The organism is Nonomuraea sp. AD125B (assembly GCF_041402765.1).
Taxonomy (GTDB): domain Bacteria; phylum Actinomycetota; class Actinomycetes; order Streptosporangiales; family Streptosporangiaceae; genus Nonomuraea; species Nonomuraea bangladeshensis.
On sequence record NZ_JBGLOU010000002.1, the window covers coordinates 173,352 to 192,833 of the forward strand.

The 19,482-nt window shown below is 70.0% G+C and carries 17 protein-coding genes; 11 read left to right on the plus strand and 6 right to left on the minus strand.

The window, feature by feature from the left end:
• Nucleotides 1–38: 38 nt before the first annotated feature.
• Nucleotides 39–1,364, minus strand: a complete 1,326-nt coding sequence (locus ACBR40_RS05665) for an ABC transporter substrate-binding protein (RefSeq protein WP_371247715.1) — start codon at nt 1,362–1,364, stop codon at nt 39–41.
• Between the two features lie 164 nt (nt 1,365–1,528).
• Here ACBR40_RS05665 and ACBR40_RS05670 point away from each other — a divergent pair, with 164 nt between their 5' ends.
• From ACBR40_RS05670 to ACBR40_RS05680, 3 genes are all read left to right on the plus strand, one after another.
• Nucleotides 1,529–2,995: a hypothetical protein gene (locus ACBR40_RS05670; protein WP_371247716.1), complete on the plus strand. Its 1,467-nt coding sequence runs from the start codon at nt 1,529–1,531 to the stop codon at nt 2,993–2,995.
• A 70-nt stretch (nt 2,996–3,065) separates the two neighbouring features.
• Complete coding sequence (locus tag ACBR40_RS05675; protein WP_371247718.1) at nt 3,066–6,014, plus strand: DUF6351 family protein; 2,949 nt, start codon at nt 3,066–3,068, stop codon at nt 6,012–6,014.
• Between the two features lie 307 nt (nt 6,015–6,321).
• The gene (locus ACBR40_RS05680; RefSeq protein ID WP_371247720.1) at nt 6,322–6,810 is read left to right on the plus strand and encodes a hypothetical protein; all 489 of its coding nucleotides are present in this window, start codon (nt 6,322–6,324) and stop codon (nt 6,808–6,810) included.
• An 82-nt stretch (nt 6,811–6,892) separates the two neighbouring features.
• On the opposite strand, the gene ACBR40_RS05685 is transcribed toward ACBR40_RS05680, so the two are convergent.
• Nucleotides 6,893–7,912 carry a DUF4331 family protein gene (locus ACBR40_RS05685; protein WP_371247721.1) on the minus strand — a complete coding sequence of 340 codons (1,020 nt, stop codon included), beginning with the start codon at nt 7,910–7,912 and terminating at the stop codon, nt 6,893–6,895.
• A gap of 223 nt (nt 7,913–8,135) precedes the next feature.
• Here ACBR40_RS05685 and ACBR40_RS05690 point away from each other — a divergent pair, with 223 nt between their 5' ends.
• The 3 genes from ACBR40_RS05690 (at nt 8,136) to ACBR40_RS05700 (ending at nt 10,900) form a co-directional block, all read left to right on the plus strand.
• Nucleotides 8,136–9,446 carry a serine hydrolase domain-containing protein gene (locus tag ACBR40_RS05690; RefSeq protein WP_371247722.1) on the plus strand — a complete coding sequence of 437 codons (1,311 nt, stop codon included), beginning with the start codon at nt 8,136–8,138 and terminating at the stop codon, nt 9,444–9,446.
• A gap of 91 nt (nt 9,447–9,537) precedes the next feature.
• The gene (locus ACBR40_RS05695) at nt 9,538–9,810 is read left to right on the plus strand and encodes a hypothetical protein (RefSeq protein WP_371247723.1); all 273 of its coding nucleotides are present in this window, start codon (nt 9,538–9,540) and stop codon (nt 9,808–9,810) included.
• Nucleotides 9,811–9,940: 130 nt separating this feature from the next.
• Nucleotides 9,941–10,900 carry an alpha/beta hydrolase gene (locus ACBR40_RS05700; RefSeq protein WP_371247724.1) on the plus strand — a complete coding sequence of 320 codons (960 nt, stop codon included), beginning with the start codon at nt 9,941–9,943 and terminating at the stop codon, nt 10,898–10,900.
• 131 nt (nt 10,901–11,031) lie between these two features.
• On the opposite strand, the gene ACBR40_RS05705 is transcribed toward ACBR40_RS05700, so the two are convergent.
• Together ACBR40_RS05705 and ACBR40_RS05710 are read right to left on the minus strand one after the other, a co-directional pair.
• Nucleotides 11,032–11,769 (minus strand): SDR family oxidoreductase, encoded by a 738-nt coding sequence (locus tag ACBR40_RS05705; RefSeq protein ID WP_371247725.1) that lies wholly within the window; start codon nt 11,767–11,769, stop codon nt 11,032–11,034.
• Between the two features lie 262 nt (nt 11,770–12,031).
• The gene (locus ACBR40_RS05710; protein ID WP_371247726.1) at nt 12,032–12,553 is read right to left on the minus strand and encodes a cupin domain-containing protein; all 522 of its coding nucleotides are present in this window, start codon (nt 12,551–12,553) and stop codon (nt 12,032–12,034) included.
• A 144-nt stretch (nt 12,554–12,697) separates the two neighbouring features.
• Here ACBR40_RS05710 and ACBR40_RS05715 point away from each other — a divergent pair, with 144 nt between their 5' ends.
• A complete protein-coding gene (locus ACBR40_RS05715; protein WP_371247727.1) occupies nt 12,698–13,366 on the plus strand; it encodes a TetR/AcrR family transcriptional regulator in 669 nt (222 codons plus the stop codon).
• A gap of 217 nt (nt 13,367–13,583) precedes the next feature.
• Here the strand turns inward: ACBR40_RS05715 and ACBR40_RS05720 are convergent, their stop codons facing one another.
• A complete protein-coding gene (locus tag ACBR40_RS05720; protein WP_371247728.1) occupies nt 13,584–14,024 on the minus strand; it encodes a MarR family winged helix-turn-helix transcriptional regulator in 441 nt (146 codons plus the stop codon).
• A 64-nt stretch (nt 14,025–14,088) separates the two neighbouring features.
• Between ACBR40_RS05720 and ACBR40_RS05725 the strand changes: the two genes are divergently transcribed.
• A complete protein-coding gene (locus tag ACBR40_RS05725; protein WP_371247729.1) occupies nt 14,089–14,619 on the plus strand; it encodes a hypothetical protein in 531 nt (176 codons plus the stop codon).
• Nucleotides 14,620–14,682: 63 nt separating this feature from the next.
• On the opposite strand, the gene kstD is transcribed toward ACBR40_RS05725, so the two are convergent.
• The gene (gene kstD / locus ACBR40_RS05730) at nt 14,683–16,446 is read right to left on the minus strand and encodes a 3-oxosteroid 1-dehydrogenase (protein WP_371247731.1); all 1,764 of its coding nucleotides are present in this window, start codon (nt 16,444–16,446) and stop codon (nt 14,683–14,685) included.
• Between the two features lie 244 nt (nt 16,447–16,690).
• On the opposite strand from kstD, the gene ACBR40_RS05735 reads away from it, so the two are divergent.
• Genes ACBR40_RS05735 through ACBR40_RS05745 form a run of 3 tightly spaced genes read left to right on the plus strand, consistent with a single transcriptional unit; the run spans nt 16,691 to nt 19,475 of the window.
• Complete coding sequence (locus ACBR40_RS05735; RefSeq protein WP_371247734.1) at nt 16,691–17,722, plus strand: SIS domain-containing protein; 1,032 nt, start codon at nt 16,691–16,693, stop codon at nt 17,720–17,722.
• Nucleotides 17,722–18,567 (plus strand): PfkB family carbohydrate kinase, encoded by an 846-nt coding sequence (locus tag ACBR40_RS05740; protein ID WP_344207915.1) that lies wholly within the window; start codon nt 17,722–17,724, stop codon nt 18,565–18,567. Before ACBR40_RS05735 ends, ACBR40_RS05740 begins: the two co-directional genes overlap by 1 nt.
• Nucleotides 18,564–19,475, plus strand: a complete 912-nt coding sequence (locus ACBR40_RS05745; RefSeq protein ID WP_371247735.1) for a transporter substrate-binding domain-containing protein — start codon at nt 18,564–18,566, stop codon at nt 19,473–19,475. The genes ACBR40_RS05740 and ACBR40_RS05745 overlap by 4 nt, the downstream gene beginning before the upstream one ends.
• Nucleotides 19,476–19,482 lie beyond the last annotated feature (7 nt).

The window sequence follows — 19,482 nt, forward strand, 5'->3', positions numbered from 1 at the left end:
AAGCTTCATCCGTTCGGAGATCCGTTCGAGTCGGCCGATCAGTTCTGCTTGGCCAGGGCCGCGGCCTCCGACGCCGCGCGGTCGAGCGCCTCGGCGGCGGGCGTCTTGCCGCGCAGCACGGCCTCGATCTGCTTGGCCAGCGCCTCGCGCTGCTGGGTCCACGTCGCGATGTTGGGGTTCCCGCGGAACTGGGCGGCGGCGTCCATGTAGGGCTTGATGTACTGCTGGGCGGCGAGGTCGGGGTCGGTGGCCAGGGAGGCGCGCGCCGGGATGCCGCCGACGGCCTGGACGTACGCCTTGGCGTTCGCCGGCTTGAGCAGGAACTCGATGAACTGCCACGCCTGGTCCTTGTGGCCGGAGTCGGCGCTGATGAACAGCCCGTTGCCGGCTCCGCCGAACGACGCCGCGGTGGTGTCCTTCAGCGGCGGGGCCAGCTTGATCTTCGCGGCGACGTCGGGGGCCTGCTCGTGGATGCTCTTGAGCGTCGCCTCGTCGATCACGGCCATGGCCGCGCGCCCGGTGACCAGCGGGTGCTGCGCCCCCGCGCCGCTCGTCGCCTCGCCCAGGCCGGTGGAGACGGCCTTCGGCCCGGTGTAGAACTCGGCGAGGAACTGCAGGGCGCGCTTGCCCGCGTCGGAGTTCCAGGTGATGGTGGTGCCGCTCTCGTCGGCGAAGTTCCCGCCGGCCTGGAACAGGAAGCTGCCGAACGCCTGCGACATGCTCGTCGGGTCGTCAGCGGGGAAGATCACGCCGGAGCGGGTGATCCGGTCGCCGTCGCGGACGACGAGCTTGTCCGCCGCGGCGCGCAGGTCCTGCCAGGTCGCGGGCGGGGTGGCCGGGTCGAGCCCGGCCTCCTGGAACAGGTCGGTGCGGTAGGCGAGCAGGTGGCCGAAGCCCCGCAGCGGCATGATGACCTGCTTGCCGCCGACCTTGCCCTGGTCGAGGAAGGTCAGGTCCTTCACGTCGGAGTCGGGCAGCTTGGCGAGGTAGTCGTCCAGCGCGATCACCCGGTTGTTGGCGGCGTATCCAGCCGCCGCGGCGTTGCCGTGGCCGAAGATGTCGGGCGCGGTGCCGCCGGCGAAGGCGGTCGACAGCCGCGTGGCCAGGTTGGCCCAGTCGACGAACTCGACCTGGACGTCGACCTTGTGCTCGGCCTCGAACGCGGGGACCAGCTTCTCGTTCACCCAGGAGATCTCCTCGGCGAGGTTGCCGGGGAACCAGACCCGCAGGGTGCTCGCGCCGTCGCCGGAGCCGCCGCCGTTCGCGGTGCCGCCTGCGGTCCCGCCGCCGCCGCACGCGCTCAGCGCCATCACCGCGATGAGCCCGGCCGCCAGACGAGAAGCGCCACGGGATTTTGTGATCATCTGTACCTCCTGAGGGCTGCCCCCCGGTTCGATAATGCGCAACATCATGGTGGTGTTGCGCATTATCAGTCAATACCAGATCTTGACAGGCGCTGATCGGGTCGGAACACTGGCCGACACTTGCAGCCGCGATAATGCGCAACACCAGAAGGAGGGACCATCCCGTGGTTCCCGATCGCCGGGCGGCTCGCCCGGACACCGTGCAAGCCACCCCCCACACCACGACCACCCGCCGACGTCGCAGCGCCCGCCTGTGGTGCGTGGGCCTCGCGACGGTGGCACTGCTCGCCCCCGCCACCGCGGCCACCGCGTCGCCCGTCGGGGACCACCGCGGCGGTCCCCCGGCAGGCATCAGCAACATGGCGGGAACCCCGATCCCCCCGCACGCCACGCCCGAGAACAACCCGCGCTTCGCCGCGCAGTTCCACGTCGAGATCGACAACTCCACGGGCGGCGCCATCGAGCACGTCGCGTTGGACGGCACGCGTACCGTGCTCGGCCACGTGCAGCGGCCGGCGACCGCCACCGTCAAGGCCAACGACGGTTTCTGGGCGTCGAAGTACTCGCGCGCCATCGACGGCACCGCGGGCCACCTGCTCGCCACGTCGGTCTACGTGCTGCGCTCCAAGGTCTGGCCGGAGGAGAGCTACGACCCGCTGCGCTACGAGAACTTCGACCCGGCCACCGGCGAGCGCGACTGGACCACCAGCCTGCTCAACATCCGGCCCGACCGGTACATCGGCGCGGACTGGGGCAACTGGCTGGCCGACACCATCTACACCGACATCCCGGGCGGCTCGGGCATCTTCGGCGGGAAGAGCTCGCTGCCCACCGGCGCGCCGCTGTCCTACTTCGACGAGGCGAAGCAGGACTGGCGTCCCATCGCCGAGCACTTCCGCGCCGACCCGAACGCCGCGCCCCCGCGCAAGCTGCGCTTCACCGCCTACCAGCCCCTGGTGCGCAACGCCTCGCCCACCTACATCGAGTTCGAGAACTGGGCCGCGGGCGACACGGTCGCGGGGAAGACGCACCAGAAGAACGGCGGGATCTACGTCGGCTACGCCAAGGGCGCGAAGCGCCACGTCGCCGACGTCGTCCAGCGGGTCGAGGGCACCGGGCGCTTCGGCGGCACGGAGTTCGCCCACATCGGCCAGATGGACACCAACCACCCCGGTGCGATGACCTTCTCGACCTCGCCGTACGTCGGCTTCAGCTGGGACGAGAACGTCCGCGGCGGCTTCCAGATCGTCCCGGCGAACCACGTGAAGTTCCTCAGCAACGACCTCGGTCAGAACTCGTTCATGGGCCGGCCCCAGTGGCTCATCGTCGGCCCGGTCGGCGCGGACCCGAAGCGGCTGTTCGACAAGCGGTACATCATCGACGGCAAGACCTCGTTCTCCCCGGGCTGGGAGGCGATCGCGCCGGTGTTCGGCATGTACGCCCGGACCACGTTCGACCCGAACAACCTCGGCGAGTCCACCTACTTCGAGGTCTCCTACGACTACGGCAAGACCTGGCAGCTGAGCCCGGAGTTCACCGGCGTGCACGACCCCGGCACCTGCCAGGCGGCGAACTGCCCGCAGAACTGGACCAACATCCGGGTCCACCTCACCTACCCCGACGGCCCCTGAGTGACCGCGAGGCCCGCCGGCCACGCGGCCGGCGGGCCCCCACCCCCCACCACGTAGACGAGGAGACGTCGTGTCCGCGAGGATGCACCTGAGGTCCTCGGTCATCGCGCTGCTGACCACCGCCCTGCTGGCAGCGGGCGGTCTGACCGCCCCATCGCTGTCGGCCGAGACCACCACCACCCAGAACTCCGCCCTGGCATCGGACATCGAATGCACCGGTCATCGGGCGATGGGGGCGACCGTCACGGCGTCCTCGACCTTCAGCTCGAGCTACGGCGCGAAGAACGCCGTCGACGGCCTGTGCGCGGAGTCCTCCCGCTGGATGTCGTCGGCGGCCGACGCCACCCCCACACTGACGATCAAGTTCCCGGCCCGGACCCGGGTCGGCACGGTCGGGATCTACAGCGGTTCCGGCTGGCCCAACCCGTACGCCGACACGGTCCTGGTCGATTTCACCGTCGAGGCCCAGACCGATGACGGCTGGGTGACCGTCGGGACCGCGGTCGACAACACCAAGCCGGTGGTCACGTTCAGCACCGACCTCACGACCGACACGCTCCGCCTGGTGATCACCAAGAAGTCGCGGCACAGCACGAACGCGGCCCGCCTGTACGAGCTGGTCGTCAGAGCGCCCGGCGAGGGGCCGCCCACGCCGCGTCCCATCGCCGCCGACGACTTCCGCACCGTCACCCAGGGGACCGAGCTGGTGGCCGACGCGCCCGGCGTGCTCGGCAACGACAGCTTCCCCGACGGCGTCACGCCCGCGGTGACGGCGTGGTCCGAGCCGGCCCACGGCACCCTGACGACGTCCGCGGACGGGTCGTTCCGCTACCGGCCCGACCGCGGGTACGTCGGCGTCGACACCTTCACCTACGGGGTCGGCGACGACTCCGAGCGCTCGACCGCGACCGTCACCATCACGGTGACCGCCGAGCCGGACGAGTCGAGGCCGGACGAGCTCGGGATCTCCGCGATCTCCGGCAGGCCCGACATGGTGACCGGCGGCGACTCGCTGCTCCGGATCGCGCTGCCCCGCGCGGTCTCGCGCGAGAACCTCCAGGTGACGGTGAACGGCCAGGCCGACGTCACCTCGGCCTTCCAGGCCGGGGCGGGCGCCGGCGAGCTCCTGGGGCTGGTGACCGGGCTGCGGGAGGGCGAGAACACGGTCGAGGTCACCACGCGGACGCCCGGCGGGCCGCGCGCCTCGATCACGCTGGTCAACCACCCCGCCCAGGGCCCGGTGTTCTCCGGCCCGCACGAGCGGCCGTTCGCCTGCGAGACCGCGGCGTTCGCGATCCCGGTGATCGGCGGCAGGCTCGGCGAGCCGCTCGACGCGGACTGCACGATCGCCCCCCGGGTCGACTACTTCTACCGGACCACCGGCAACGCGTACAAGGCCTGGCCGGCCGGCGCCACCGCCTACCCCTCCGACCTGGCCACCACGACGAACTCGCTCGGCGTCACGGTCAAGTTCGTCGTCCGGATGGAGACCTCCACCGCCAACCGCGCGGTGGTCCAGATGAGCATGCTGCACGACCCGCTGGCCGAGCCCGCGCCCTCGCCCGCGGTGCGCCCCGCGGGCTGGAACGGCCGGGCCGTGTTCACCCTCGGCGGCGGCTGCGCCGGCGGGTGGTACCGGTCGGGCAGCGGCACCGGCACCGTCACCGACGCGTTCATGCTCGGCCGCGGGTTCGCGCTGATGTCGTCCTCGCTGAACGTCTTCGGCAACAACTGCAACGACGTCACGGCGGCCGAGACGGCGATGATGACCAAGGAGCTGTTCGTCGAGAGGCACGGGCCGGTCGAGCACACGATCGGCTACGGCTGCTCGGGCGGGTCCTACCAGGCTCATCAGATCGCCGACAACTATCCGGGCATCTTCGACGGCATCGTCGTCGGCTGCTCGTTCCCCGAGGTCGGCATCAGCACGGTCAACTTCCTCACCGACGCGCGGCTGCTCGACACGTACTTCAACTCCGGCGCGACGCTCGCGTGGACGGACGAGCAGAAGCGCAAGGCCTCCGGCTTCGCGACGGCGGCCATGGTGTCCGCCATGTCGCGGGGCGCCAACAGGATCGACCCGCGGCTGGACTGCGACATGGTCCCCGAGCAGCAGCGCTACAACCCGGACACCAACCGTGGCGGCGTCCGCTGCGGCGTCTACGACCACATGATCAACATCTACGGCGCCGACCCGGCCACCGGCTTCGCGCGCAGGCCGCTGGACAACGTCGGCATCCAGTACGGGCTCGGCGCGCTGAAGGACGGCGCCATCACGCCGGAGCAGTTCCTCGACCTCAACGAGCGCATCGGCGGCCTCGACGCCGACGCGAACGTCGTGCCGCGGCGGACCGAGGCCGACCCGGCGGCCACCAAGATCGCGTACCGCACCGGGCGGGTGATCAGCGGCGGTCGCGGGCTGGCCACGACGCCGATCATCGACTACCGCTCGTACTGGGACGACGTGTCCTGGGGCGACATCCACGTCCGCTACCACACCTTCTCCATGCGGGAACGGCTGAAGGAGGCCAACGGGACGGCGGCCAACCACGTCAGCCTGCTGGAGGACGCCCGATACGGGCTGTTCAGCACCGAGAGCGCGCTGGTGCGGCACGCCGTGACCCAGATGGACCACTGGCTGACGAACCTCGCCGGCCTCCGCCCCGGGGGCAAGGCCATTCAGCGGATCACCACCGCGCGGCCGGACACCCTGGTCGAGGGCTGCAACACCCGCGACGAGAAGCCGCGGTTCGTGGCCGAGACACTTGAGCGCGACCCGGCGAGCGCGTGCGAGCGGCTGTACCCGACCGCGTCCTTCCCCCGGGAGGTGGCGGGGGAGGACGTCACCGCCGACATCGTCACGTGCCGGCTGACCAAGCTGAAGCGTGACGGTTACGGGGTGCAGTGGACGGACCAGCAGTGGGAGCGGCTGCGGACGATCTTCCCTCAGGGGGTGTGCGACTACTCCAAGCCCGGAGTGTCCCAGCAGCGCACGAAGAACACCTGGCAGCGCTTCTGACGACGGACCGCTGAGCGACGACGGCGCATAAGGAGAGCGATCCACCTTCCTGTCCCTGGATGGCGTGGCCATGCCGGAGGAGTCACGTACGACCAGGGACAGGAAGGGCCACCCTCCACCCGAGCTGCTCGACGTCGAGCGGGCGGCCGGGTGGCACCCGGCGCTGGACGATCCGGTGCGGCCGCGCATCCTGTCGATCGTGACCGGCACGCGCGCACCCGCGCTGGGCGCTCAGGCCGGCCCCTCACGCCCCGATCCCAGTCATCTCCAACTCGCCTTTCAGTCGCGATCTATAACGTCCGTTCACATGAACAAGATCATCGTCATTGCGTGTGCCGCCCTGACCGTTATCACCACTGGCAGCGCCGCTTCGGCAGAGGAAGCCACCGCCGCCGCGGCTCCCGTTCCGGGCGAGGTGTTCATCGACGAGGACAGCTACGGCCTCCACCGGGCCAACACAGCTCCCATCATTGTGGCCACCGTCCAACTGCCCGGGGCGGGAAACTACCTCCTGAACGCCAGCCTCGACTTCGCCCAGCAAGACGGCGCCCCACAGAAGTACGGCGTCCGCTGTGACTTCCAGCTGCCGAATGAGCCCCGCGTCTGGTTCGGCATGCAGACGGCGATCGTGGGCCCGGAGCAGACGGGCAGCCTGTCGTTCCAGACGGCTGTGACGACCACCGTGCCCGGCCCGGTCAATCTCCGATGCTACCAAAACCTGGTTCAAGGGCCGGCCGTCTTCTTCGACCACGTCAACCTCATCGCTCAGTCCGTGCCGAAGATCACACGATTCTGAGCCGAAGCCGAGGTCCGAGGCTCTTCTGACGGCTGAGTCGGCTCGGCCGTCGGAGCCTGCGGCGGTCTTCCTCTGGGATCCGTCAGGAGGCGGCTGCCGGGTGGGGGTCGCCCAGGTACGGGAATCGGTCCAGCGTGTCGGTGTGCGGCTGCAGGCCGGTGGGCGGGGCCTCGTTCTTGGTGAGGAACGCGACGCGGATGTCGATGACGTCTTCGGTGAAGGTCCGGCCATTGGGGTAGGCGGCCGGTTCGGACGGGTCGAAGCGCAGCACGTCCGGCAGGAGGCCGTGCTCGTCGATCGCGGCGATGGCCTCCTCACGCGAGTAGCCACCGGTGTGGCCCAGCAGGTGAACGAACTGATCCGTCCACTTGTCGCGGTCGTCGACCGGCTCGCCGGCGTTGTAGTCCTCCTTGGTGTCGTCGGTGTTGAAGAAGCTGCTCATGGACGGGTGCCCGGCCCGGTCGGCGTGGACGAGCTCGCCGTCGCGCCGGACGCTGCACCGGCCCCAGATGTGCAGCGCGGGCTTGGGTGCCAGGTCTGCGGTCGGCAGTTCGATGGCCATGGAGAAGACGTTGGCCGTGAGGTTGGAGTCGACGCCGGTCCAGGGGGACTCCCCGCCCAGGTGCGGTGCGGTGAAGTTCCGCTTGCCGCTGGTGTCGAACAAGCTCTTGATGCCGTCGAAGTCGAAGAAGAAGGCGTCACTGCGGCTGCCGGCGGCCACCTTGTAGTCGCCGCTGGTGACCACGTTGGCCTGAGGGCCGAAGGAGACGGCGGCGTCCGACACGATTTCGTCGCCGGCCGCCTCCGGTTGGCGGGCCTCCGCGCCGGTCGCCATGAACACGCTGTAGGTCTGGGAGCCGTCGGCCGCCGGAGGGCTGAAGACCCAGCTGAAGGCGACGTCGGTCAGGTAGTCGCCGTCGCTGTCGATGTTCAGCCGGTAGATGGCGTCGGGGTGCAGCGCATCGGCGTTGGGATTGGCGTTGAGGATGAGGACGGTCCTGCTCGAATCCCCGGGTGCGGTGAAGGCGTACAGGTCGCAGAGATCGAGGCGCTGGTCCCCGAGTGGCGGCCCGAGGCTGAGGCCGGTGAAGTGGTTGGACATGTCGGGCCCTTTCCTTGCTCGCTCACCAGACAGCGGCCGCGCATTGATCTACGCCTGATCCTGTTTCTGCAGGTTAAGCCCCTTCGGCCGCGATACCGGAGAGGTGCTGACGGGCGGCGAGTCGCTCGTTCGGTCGTGCTTCATCGCCTGGCCATGCCCTCTCAGCCCGAACAGCCGCACAGGCTGCGCCCGTAGCTTTCGATCATGGAGCTAGCCTGACGGGATGGAATGGGATCTGGGCGAGCTTGTCGCGAAATACGACGTACCGGGCGCGCAGGTCGCCGTGCTGGCCGACGGGGAGATCCAGGACGAGGCCGCGGGCGTACTGAGTCTGCGCACCCAGGTCGAGGCCACGACCGACTCGGTGTTCAAGATCGGCTCGATCACCAAGATCTGGACAGCCACGCTCATCCAGCAACTGGTCGACGACGGTGTGCTGGATCTCGACCGTCCCGTGCGCGACCACCTGCCCGGCTTCCGGCTGAGCGACCCGGCCGCCACCGCGTCCCTGACCGCCCGCCACCTGCTCACCCACACCGGCGGCATCGACGGCAACCACTTCACCGACACCGGTCGCAACGACGACGCGATCGAGAAGTTCGTCGCCACCCTCGCCGAGGCGGACCACCTCCTCCCGCCCGGCACCGTCTTCTCCTACTCCAACAGCGGGTACGTGGTGCTCGGCCGGCTGGTGGAGGTGTTGCGCGGCAAGCCCTTCCACGACGTGCTCCGCGAACGCCTGGTGACACCGTTGGGCCTGCGTACCGCCGCCACCGACCCCTACGAGGCGATCCTGCACCGCGCCGCGGTCGGCCACGTCCAGACCGGCGGAAAGGTCGTTCCGACCAAGGAATGGGCGGTTTCCTACTACTCCGCGCCCAGCGGCTCGCACTTCGCGATCAGCGCGCGCGAGCTGCTGGAGTTCGTACGCCTGCATCTGGCCGACCCCGCGCTGGCGGCACTGCGCGAACCTCAGCTGGAAACCGTCCCGGACTTCGGCGGCGGCGTCATCGGCTGGGGACTTGGCTGGATGCTCTACCAGGACGGCGTCGTCGGCCACACCGGCGTCGCCAAGGGGCAGAAGGCCTGGCTTCGCGTCGTACCATCGGCGGGGGTGGCGGTGGCCGTCCTCACCAACAGCACGGGCGGCGAGCCCCTGGCCTACGAGATCTTCGATGCGGCGCTCAGGGACCTTGCCGGCGTCGAGACGGCGCCGCGACCCGTGCCTCCCCTGAACCCGGCCGGGATCGACGCGGACCGCATGTGCGGCACCTACCGCTCCACCCTGTACGACATCACCCTCACCAGTGAGCACGACCGCGCGTTCCTCATCTACCGCCCGCGCAATGAACTCGCCGAGTCCTTCCTCGGGAGGTCCGAGGACCGCGTCGAGGTCGTCCGACTCAACGACAGCGCGGTCATCACCACCGAGCCGAAGTCCTCCGGCCACCAGGTCCTGTCCCTGGTCGGTTCCGACGGCCACGGCCGCGCCCGTTTCCTGCACAACGGCGCTGCCGCCTATCGGATCGGTTGATGGTCGCCGCCGACGCACAGCATGTTCATCAACGTGATCGGCACCTGCTCCTTTGGCCAGTCTGACCTTTGGATGAGATGAGCGAGCGGCAGTGCGAGGCCGCCGCGCTGCCCGCGCCGCCACCCGCAGCTACCAGCACAGCGGACGGCTCGGCTACCACAGCGACCCTAGCGACGCAGTCGCCCTGCTGTGCGTGCGCCCGGCCAGATCCGGCGGACGCCCCGACAGCTTCTACGCCAAGCCGCTGTGCACGCCACGCCCCGGTGGCGGAGTGTCCATCGCCTACGGGCCGGACTACCTGCGTTCGGCGCTGCGCGGCGCCTGCGTACCGCCGTTCACGCCGCGCCTCTGGCTGACGACGTAGGGGCGGAAGGTCGTTCCAGGAGGTCAGGCACAACGCGCGTTTGCCGAGATGGCAACGGATTTTGGCTCCTGGGAAGCCGCGCGCCTAGGGTCGGCGTGATCAAGGAAGCGCAGGTCGAGGAGGGGGCACGATGAGGGTCGAGCATCGGATCTTGGAAGCGGGCGCGGGGCGCATCCACCTGGTGGAGCAGGGCAGCGGGCCGCTGGTGCTGCTGGTGCACGGGTTTCCCGAGTCGTGGTACTCCTGGCGACGGCAGCTGCCCGCGCTGGCGCGGGCGGGCTACCGGGCTGTCGCTCTCGACGTACGGGGATACGGGCGCTCGTCCAAGCCGCGGGACCCCGCCGCGTACCGGATGCTCGACCTGGTCGCCGACAACGTCGCGGTCGTGCGGGCGCTCGGCGAGTCCTCGGCGGTGATCATCGGTCACGACTGGGGGGCGACGATCGCCGCGCACTCCGCGCTGCTCGCACCGGAGGTGTTCCGCGCGGTCGGCATCCTGAGCGTGCCCTACGCGCCGCCGGGCGGTCCCCGGCCGAGCGAGGCGTTCGCTCAGACGGGCGGGGACGAGGAGTTCTACGTCTCGTACTTCCAGGAGCCCGGCCGGGCCGAGTCCGAGATCGAGCCCGACGTGAGGGGCTGGCTCGCCGGGTTCTACCGCGCCCTGTCCGGTGACACCATGGCCGGACCCGGCGCTCCCGACCCGCATTTCGTCACCCGCGAGGGCGGCACCCTGCGCGAGCGGTTCCCCACCGGGGCCATGCCGTCCTGGTTGACGGAGGAGGATCTCGATTTCTACGCCGCGGAGTTCGAGCGGACCGGTCTCACCGGAGCGCTCAACCGCTACCGCAACATGGACCGTGACTGGGAGGACCTGGCTCCCTACGCCGGGGCCCCGATCGAGCAGCCGTCCCTGTTCGTCGGCGGCAAGCGGGACGCCTCCACGATGTGGCTGTCCGACGCCATCGACGCCTATCCCCATACCCTTCCGCAGCTGACCGGCAGCCATCTCCTGGACTGCGGCCATTGGATTCAGCAGGAACGCCCCGACGACGTCAACCGCCTCCTCCTGGAGTTCCTCGACAACCTCTGACCGCACCGCCACGGGCTGCGCCCGACTGCGGGCGGGCGGCGGTGGCGTCGTCACCACACGATCCTCAGTTGACATGGGCGACATACCGACGATCGTGCGGTGCCCGTCCGAGGTCCCGCACCACCATGCTGTTACTGGGGCAGGCCCTGGTAGTCGGCCTGTCCGGCGATCTGTCCGCCGTCGCCGGCCACCTCGCTGCCGGTGACGAACCGGGAGTCGTCGCCGGCGAAGAAGAGCACGATCCCGGCGATGTCATCCGGCTCGCCGACCCGGCCCAGCGCGACGTTGCTGGTGTCGAAAGTGACGCCGGCGGTCATCGGGGTCATGATCTGCCCGGGGTGGACGGCGTTCACTCGGATCCCGTACGCGCCCAACTCCAGAGCGGCGGTCTTGGTCAGGCCACGGACCGCCCACTTGGAGACGACGTAGCCGGACATCCTCGGCACCCCCTGCAACGCTCCGACGGAACCGATGTTGACGATCGATCCACCCCCGGCCCGTTTCATCGCCGGGACCACGGCCTGGATACCGTTGAAGACACCGATCAGGTTCACGTCCAACGTGCGCTGCAGCCGCGCGATGTCCCACTGCTCCAGGGGAGCCGGGTCTGCGATGCCCGCGTTGTTGACCAGGATGTCGACGGAGCCGAACCGCTTCTCGGTCCGGTCGACGACCCGGACCCACTCCTCCGGAGACCGGACGTCGAGCTTCTCCATGACGGCATTGGGTCCGAGCTCGTCGGCGAGGGCCTGCGCCGCGGTGACGTTCACGTCAGCGATGACCACGTTCGCGCCCTCGGCGACGAGCCGCCGGACGGTGGCGCCGCCCATCCCCATGGCGCCGCCGGTGACCAGCGCTGTCTTTCCCATTACTCGCCCCATGGCGAGCTCCTTTCCCGCCTTGCACCGACCCGGTGCGAAGGCTGTCATTCGTCGAGTTCGGTGCCCGGATGACGTGCTCACAGGCGGCCCGCTCGTCCTGCGTCCGGCTGCCGGCGGCGTTGATCTCACTGCCGCTGTACGGCGACCGGTCAGCACGACTGTGTCCTCTGCGGCGAGTGCCGCTCAGGAGATCTCCCGGTCGAGGCCGGAACCGGTAGTGATGGATGCTGTTGTACATTGCGAGCACGGCTCAGTCCCAGTCGTGATCTCCCGGAAGTAGCACCATGTTGTGGGCGCCCAGGATGTCCACCATCTCGTTGAACTTCTCGTCCGGCCAGGGCTCCGGGGCTCGGTCCGTCTCGCCGTACGCCAGGAAGAAGGACTCCGGTCCGGCGGGCGTGTAGAAGACGAGGAGCCTGGCCGGCTCCGTGCCGATGTTCTTGAAGCCGTGCCGCGTGCCCTTGGGGATGTACACGAAATCGCCGGCACCGGCCGTGATCTTCTCGTTCCCGTTGATGAACTCGAATGCCCCGGAGACGACGTAGAACGCTTCGTCCTCCTTGGTGTGGATATGCGGCTGGTTGCCATGGTCCGGCTCGATGAGACCGTCCATGAAAGCGAATGCCCCGTCGGTCTGTTCTCCTGTGACCTTCACCGCGAACGTCTCATGCCCGGTGAGCCGGATGACACCTCCGTCCTTACGGACGACGAAGCCGTTGGCGGCCGTCCACACAGGGTCGTCCTTGTCCGGGAGCGGCAGGTTGAGAGACATGCTGCGATCCTTCCTCGCGGTGCGCCTATTGTTGAATATAAGTCATTGAATGACAGTCAATCAAATTGGAGCACGGAGACCGCGCGCGACATGGCCCGATACGCTGATGACAGGGCAAGCAGACATCGTCGGGGAGGATCAGGCGTGACCCAGTCCGTCACGGGCAAGCCGCCGACGCGGCGGCAGCTGGCCGCCCAGGAGACGCGCCAGAAGCTGCTGCACGCCGCGCTGGAGTGCTTCTCGCAGCGCCCCTACGCGGATGTCACCGTCGGGGACATCGCCCGCTCGGCCGGAGTCGCCCACGGACTCCTGTCCCACCACTTCAACGGCAAGGAGAGCCTCTACGCGGAGGCCGTACGCGAGATCGACCGGCAGCTCCGCGCCGCCGCGAAGCTCACCACCGATGGGCCCGTCCTCGAACGTCTCCGCCGCCATCTCACCGCCCACCTGGAATTCCTGGCAGAGCACGAGGACGCCGCCCTCAACCTGATCCTGCGCCGCGCGGAGGGCACCGACGCGGCAGGGGAGGCCTTCGAGGCGACCCGCCGGGAGGGGATCCACTCGATCTGCCGGCTACTCGGCCTCGACGCGGACGACCCGGCGCTCGAGTTGCCCATGCGCGGCTACTCCGCCGCCTGCGACGAAACCGCCCGCCACTGGCTCAGAAGCGGCCGCCCACACGAGATCGCAGCGCTGGTCGACATGTGGATCACCTTTCTGTCGGGCGCGATCCGAGCTGCCTGCGATCTCGCGCCGGCCCCTGCCTTGAACGAGGCATTGGAGCTGCTCCAGGCCGGACGCTCCCGCAGCTGAGGCGCGGTTCGGGCGCGGCTGACCCCGCGCTCCCCGGACTCGACCACGCCGCTTCCTGGGGTGACCTTGTGCCTGCCGAAAATTCCATGTACTCACGCAATGCGTGCCGGAGATGGCGTTCACCACCTACGCCCTGCAGGCCGCGATCGACGCGCTGCGGCTCAGATCACCCGCTGGTCGCAGCCGGGCCCGGACGCCCGGCGGCAGGCCCGGGCCGTCAGTTGGAGCCGGTGCCGGACAGGAGGCGATCGACGAGGGCCTTGAGGGTCTTGGCGTCGTCCGGGCCGAGCCGGTCCAGCAGGTGACGGCGGGTGGCTGTCTCCAGTGTCGGCAACGTCGCGTCAAGCACCTGCCTGCCCTGCGGGCACAGCGCGACCTCCATCCCGTTCGGAACCTTGTCGCGGGCCACGTAGCCGCGGTCGGTCATCCGGGTGAGCAGGTGCGACAGCCGGGTCCGGTCCCAGCCGAGGGCGGCGGCGAGGGCGTTCTGGCGGAGGCTTCCGCCGGACTCGTGCAGGCAGACGAGGACGCTCAGTTCCGGCTCCGAGACGCCCGAGGCCGTGGTGGTCTCGGCGACGACGGCGGCACGGATCGTCTCGTGGGCGCGTTTCCAGCGCAGCCACAGCTCAGTCGCTTCGCCCGACCCGACTGTTGACATATCAACACTTCTCTTTCTAGTGTTCGACCCGACCGGACAACTCGACGTACAGAGGACCACTCCCATGCTCGATCCCGGACGGCACTACGCCGGCCTGCGCCTGGTGGCGCTCCTGCCCCTGCTCCTGTTCCTTCCTGCCGTGATCGCCTTCTTCGTGGACCCGGACGTGGCATGGGGAGAATACCTGGGCGTCTTCTTCCACCTCTCGATCCTCTTCCTGGTATCGCGGCTGGACGCGGCGTCCTGGGCCAAGGCCGCAGGCTACGGCTGGGTGACGCTCGACGTGCTCGCCGGCATCCTGATGATCAACGGGGTCGAGTACGACACGGCCTGGGCGGTCCGGCTCGGCGGCCATGTCCTCGCCGGCGTCTGGATCGTGGCGAGTTCCCTGGTCAGCCGTTCCTGGCCGGTCCGCGTGGTCGGCGTCGTCACCGGCGTCTGGCTCGCCGGCTACTCCTTCGTCGGCGCCGTTCTCGCCGAGGAGTTCCTCCGCCCGGCCGGGATCATGATCCTGGTCTGGTTCGCCCTCCTGGCGATCTTCCACCGCGACGATCCCATGCACTCGGCGACGACGACCAGCCCGGCGCCTGCCTGACACGCGTGGTGGACTCCGCAAGGCGCGGCCTCGGGCAGGCGACGAGCCGTCACAGCGGGAAGCTCAGGGCCGCGTCCCGGCGAGGTCGTTGGCGGCGATGTAGCCGAACGTCATGGCCGGGCCGATCGTCGAGCCGGATCCGGCGTAGCTGTGGCCCATGACCGCGCCGCTGGCGTTGCCGGCCGCGTACAGGCCGGGGATCACCGAGCCGTCCGCCCGCAGGACGCGGGCGCGGGCGTCGGTGCGCAGGCCGCCCTTCGTGCCCAGGTCACCGGGGACGATCTTGAAGGCGTAGAAGGGCGGCAGCCAGAGCGGCGCCAGGCACGGGTTGGGCCGCACGTACGGGTCGGCGTAGTAGTGGTCGTAGGCGCTGTCGCCGCGGTGGAAGTCGGGGTCCCGCCCGGCAAGGGCGAACCCGTTGAAGCGGGTGACCGTGGCGCGCAGGGCCGCCTCGGGCACGCCGATCTTCCGGGCGAGCTGCTCGATGGTCGGGGCCCTGAACAGGGCGCCGCTGTCGTACCAGGAGTCGGGGAAGGGCAGCAGCGGGGCGAGGTCCTTGAACAGGTACTTGTTTCGGTACTGCTGGTCGACGATCAGCCAGGCGGGGATGTGCGGGTCGGACGGGCTGTTGCGGTCGTACATGACGTGCACGACGTCGCTGTAGGGGGCGGCCTCGTTGACGAAGCGGCGGCCGCTGCCGTTGACGATGACGCAGCCCGGCAGCGTACGTTCGGCCAGGCAGAAGTACGGCTCGTCGGGCAGCGGGATCACCGGCCCCCACCAGGCGTCGTCCATCAGGTCCAGGGCCGCCCCGGCCCGCTCCCCGGCCTCGATGCCGTCGCCGGTGTTCTCCTTGGCGCCGACGGTCCAGCTCGTCCCGATGGGCTGGCGCTGGAACTCCGCGCGCATGGCGGCGCTGTGCTCGAACCCGCCCGACCCGACGATCACCCCGCGCCTGGCCCTGACCAGCCCGGCCGAGGTGACCACGCCCGCGACGCGGCCGTTCTCGACGTGCAGGTCGAGCAGCGGGGTGTTCAGCCACACGGGCACCCCGGCCGCCAGCAGCCCGGCCCGCAGTCCCCCGGCCAGCGCCTGGCCCATGGTGAGCGGCTTCTCGCCGCGCAGCGCGGCCTGCGTGCCGCGCAGCAGGCACGCCGCCGACACCGCCGCCCCTTGCGGGTTGACCAGGGCGAGGTTCAGCCACTTGTAGTCGGCGCTGAAGACGACCATGCCCGCCGGGGTCGGGATGTACGGCGGGTTGAGCCGGGCCAGCTCCGGCCCGAGAAGGTTGCCGTCGAACTGGTCGGGCTCGATGGAACGCCCGCCCGGCATGCCGCCGGGGCACTCCGGATAGTAGTCGGAGTAGCCGTCCATGAACCGGAAGCGCAGCGGGCTGCTCCGCATCACGAACGAGATCATCTCCGGTCCCGCGGCGAGGAACGCCTGCTGCCGCGCGGCCGGGACGGTGTCGCCCACCACGCGGGCGAGGTAGGCGGCGGCCTTGGCCGGGGTGTCCGGCACGCCGGCGGCGAGGATCACCTCGTTGCACGGGATCCAGATGCCCGCCCCCGACCGGGCCGCCGACCCGCCGAACGTCGGCGCCTTCTCCAGCACGACGGTGCTCAGCCCGCGCTTGGCGGCGGTCAGGGCCGCGGTCATGCCGGCGGCTCCCGAGCCGACCACCACCACGTCGTAGTCGGCGTCGGCGTAGGCCGGGTCCTGGCCGAGGGCCGCGCCGGTGACCATGATCCCGCCCGCGATGAGCAGGGAACGGCGGCTGCGCCCACGGGGGGTGAGGTCGTCCGAGGCCGGTGAGGCAGGTCGCATCGGTGATCCCTTCGGACAGGGGCGAGCCGGCCGGCCCACCCGCCGAAAGCGAGCATGCGCTTGGTTGGTTACTCTGTCAACGCCCCTGGGACGCCGGCGCAACCGCCCGCCTCCGGCCCGGTCCCCCTGCGGTTCGCGAGCGGTGCCAGAGCTCTCGCCGCCGTCCGGTGACCTCTTGACGGTGGACCACCGGGAGGGGCATCATCTACCGCATCTGAGATCGATCTCACATTGGAGCATCCTGATGTCGCAGGTACGCCAGCTTCTCCGTCCCCTCGGCGACATTCCCGAGACTTTCCGCGCCGACCTGGACCAGGCGGTGACCCCGGAGATCGAAGCCCAGGTGACCGCTTTCGTGAACAAGGCGCTCAAGCCGACCACCAGGGCCATCTACCTGGTCGGCTGCGGCGGATCGTTGTTCATGTTCGGCGCCATGCGATTCGTGCTGGAACGTTCCCCCATCCCGGTGGTCGCGATGAACGCCGACGAGTTCATGCTGCGCGGCCCCGCCGCTCTCGGCCCCGACTCGGTCGTGATCGCCGCCAGCACCAACGGCGGCACGCCCGAGACGGCGCGGGCCGTGCGTTTCGCCCGTGCGGCGGGCGCCCCCGTGCTGCTGGTCACCAAGGACCCCGAGAGCCTGGTGGCGAAGGAGGCGGCGGACATCGTGCTCCACCGCAGCGTGGAGGCCAAGCAGGTGTTGCAGGGCTACATCGCCTACGCCCTGCTCAAGGCCCAGGGCGTGGACAGCGACTTTGACGCCGCGGTCGCCGTGTTCCGCGACTGCGGAGCCGCGTTCGAGAGCGCGGTGCACGAACTGGACGGCCGGCTGCGCGCCATCGCGGAGGCGTGCGTGGACGAGCCGTGCGTGTACGTCCTCGGCTCCGGGCCGCTGGAGGGCGCCGCCCAGACCTTCGCCGCGTGCTACCTGCAGGAGATGCAGCTCAAGCACGCCGTGGCCACCGGCTCGGGCGAGTTCCTGCACGGCGCGTTCGAGGTGATCGACGGCGGCGTGCCGGTGATCGTGCTGCTGGGCGAGGACGCCACCCGGCCCATGGGCGAGCGCGCCATCCGCTTCCTGGAGCGTTACAACGAACGCAACCACATCATCGACGGCGCCACCCTGTCGCTGCCGGGCGTGCCGAAGGAGCTGCGGGCCACGGTCGGCGCGTTCGTCATGGCCAGCGCCGTCACCGCCCGGCTGGCCCAGCACTTCGAGTCCTACTCCGGCCGGCCGCTGACCGAACGCCGCTACATGTGGCGGGTCGAGTACTGATGCGACTGGCCGCCGTCGGCGACAACATCATGGACTGCTACGTGGAGGCCGATCGCATGTTCCCGGGCGGGAACTGCGTCAACGTGGCCGTCCACGCGGCCCGCGCCGGCGCCCGCTCCTCCTACGTGGGCGCGGCCGGGCGCGACGAGCGCGGCGAGCGGCTGGCGGCGGCGCTGCTGGCCGAAGGCGTGGACATCTCCCGGCTGCGCAGGCTGGCCGGGCCGACGGGTTACGCCACCGTCGTCAACGTCGCCGGGGAGCGCACCTTCGGCCCCTTCGACCGCGGCGTGGCCCCCTTCCGGCTCGACGAGCGGGACCTCGAGTTCATCGCCGGGCACGAGCTGGCGCACTCCAGCTACTCGGCCGCCCTGGAAGAGCAGTTGCCGGCCGTCGCGGAGCGGGTGCCGCTGTCGTTCGACTTCGACGCCCACACCGGCGACGACTACGCCGCCGCGCTGATCCCGTACGTCACCTACGCCTTCTTCTCCGCCTCCCACCTGAGCGAGGCGCAGACGGCAGACCTGTTGCGCTGGGCCTGCGCGAAGGGCGCCCGGGCGGCGCTGGCCACGCGCGGAGCGGGCGGCGCGCGGCTGTTCGACGGGCATGAGCTGCTCGTCGAGCCGGCCGTGCCGGTGGACGTCGTGGACACGCTGGGCGCCGGGGACACCTTCATCGCGCACGCCCTGGCCGGGCTGTCGGCCGGGCTCGGCGGGCGGGAGATCCTGCGCCGCGCCGTCACCCGCGCCGCCGAGGTGTGCACCTCGCTCGGCGCGTTCGGGCACCCCTCACCTCTCACTCCCGATCTGGCCCCCGTAACCCCCCTATCAGCGGAGGAAACCACATGATCCGAACCAGCGGCCGCCGCAACGGCGCCACGCTCGCCGCGCTGTCGGCGTGCGCGGTCCTCGCCCTGACCGCCTGCGGCGGCGGCTCGCAGAGCGGGACCTCGGCCTCGCCTGCGGCCGCCACGGCAGCGGCCCAGGCCGCCGACCCCGCCGTCGCCAAGCTCGTCCCGCAGGGCGTGAAGGACATCAAGGTCGCCGTCTTCAGTGACTGGGCGCCCGAGGAGTACGCCGAGAACGGTGAGATCAAGGGCTGGAGCGTGGACGTCGCCAAGGCCATGGCGGCCAGGATGGGCGTGAACTTCGCCTACACCGCCACCGGCTTCGACATGATCATCCCCGGCCTGGACAACGGCCGCTACGATCTCGCCGTCGCCTCGCTCGGCGTCACGCCGGACCGGCTGGAGAGCCTCGACTTCGTGCCCCTGCAGAAGGAGGGCACGGCCTTCGGCTGGAAGAAGGGCGCCGGGCTGAACATCCAGAAGGTCGAGGACACCTGCGGCAAGACCGTCGCGGTGCTCACCGGCGCGTGGGAGTACAAGTACCTCACCGACAACAACGCCAAGCTCTGCGGCTCGACCCCGATGAAGATCGAGCAGTTCAAGGACCAGCCGTCCGCCGAGCTGGCCGTCACCTCCGGCCGGGTGCAGCTCGTCGCCGCCGGCTCCGGCAAGCTCAAGTACAGCGCCAAGCAGAGCGGCGCCATGGACGTCTCCGACCTGCTGGTGAACGCCGTCTACAACGGGCTGGGCGTGAAGAAGGACAGCCCGCTCGGGCCGGCGCTCAAGGCGGCGCTGCAGGCCGTCATCGACGACGGCACCTACACGAAGATCCGCTCGCAGTGGGGCGTGACCAGTCAGGGCGACCTCAAGCAGGCCGTCCTCATCACCCAGGCCAACCCCGAAGGCTGACCCCGTA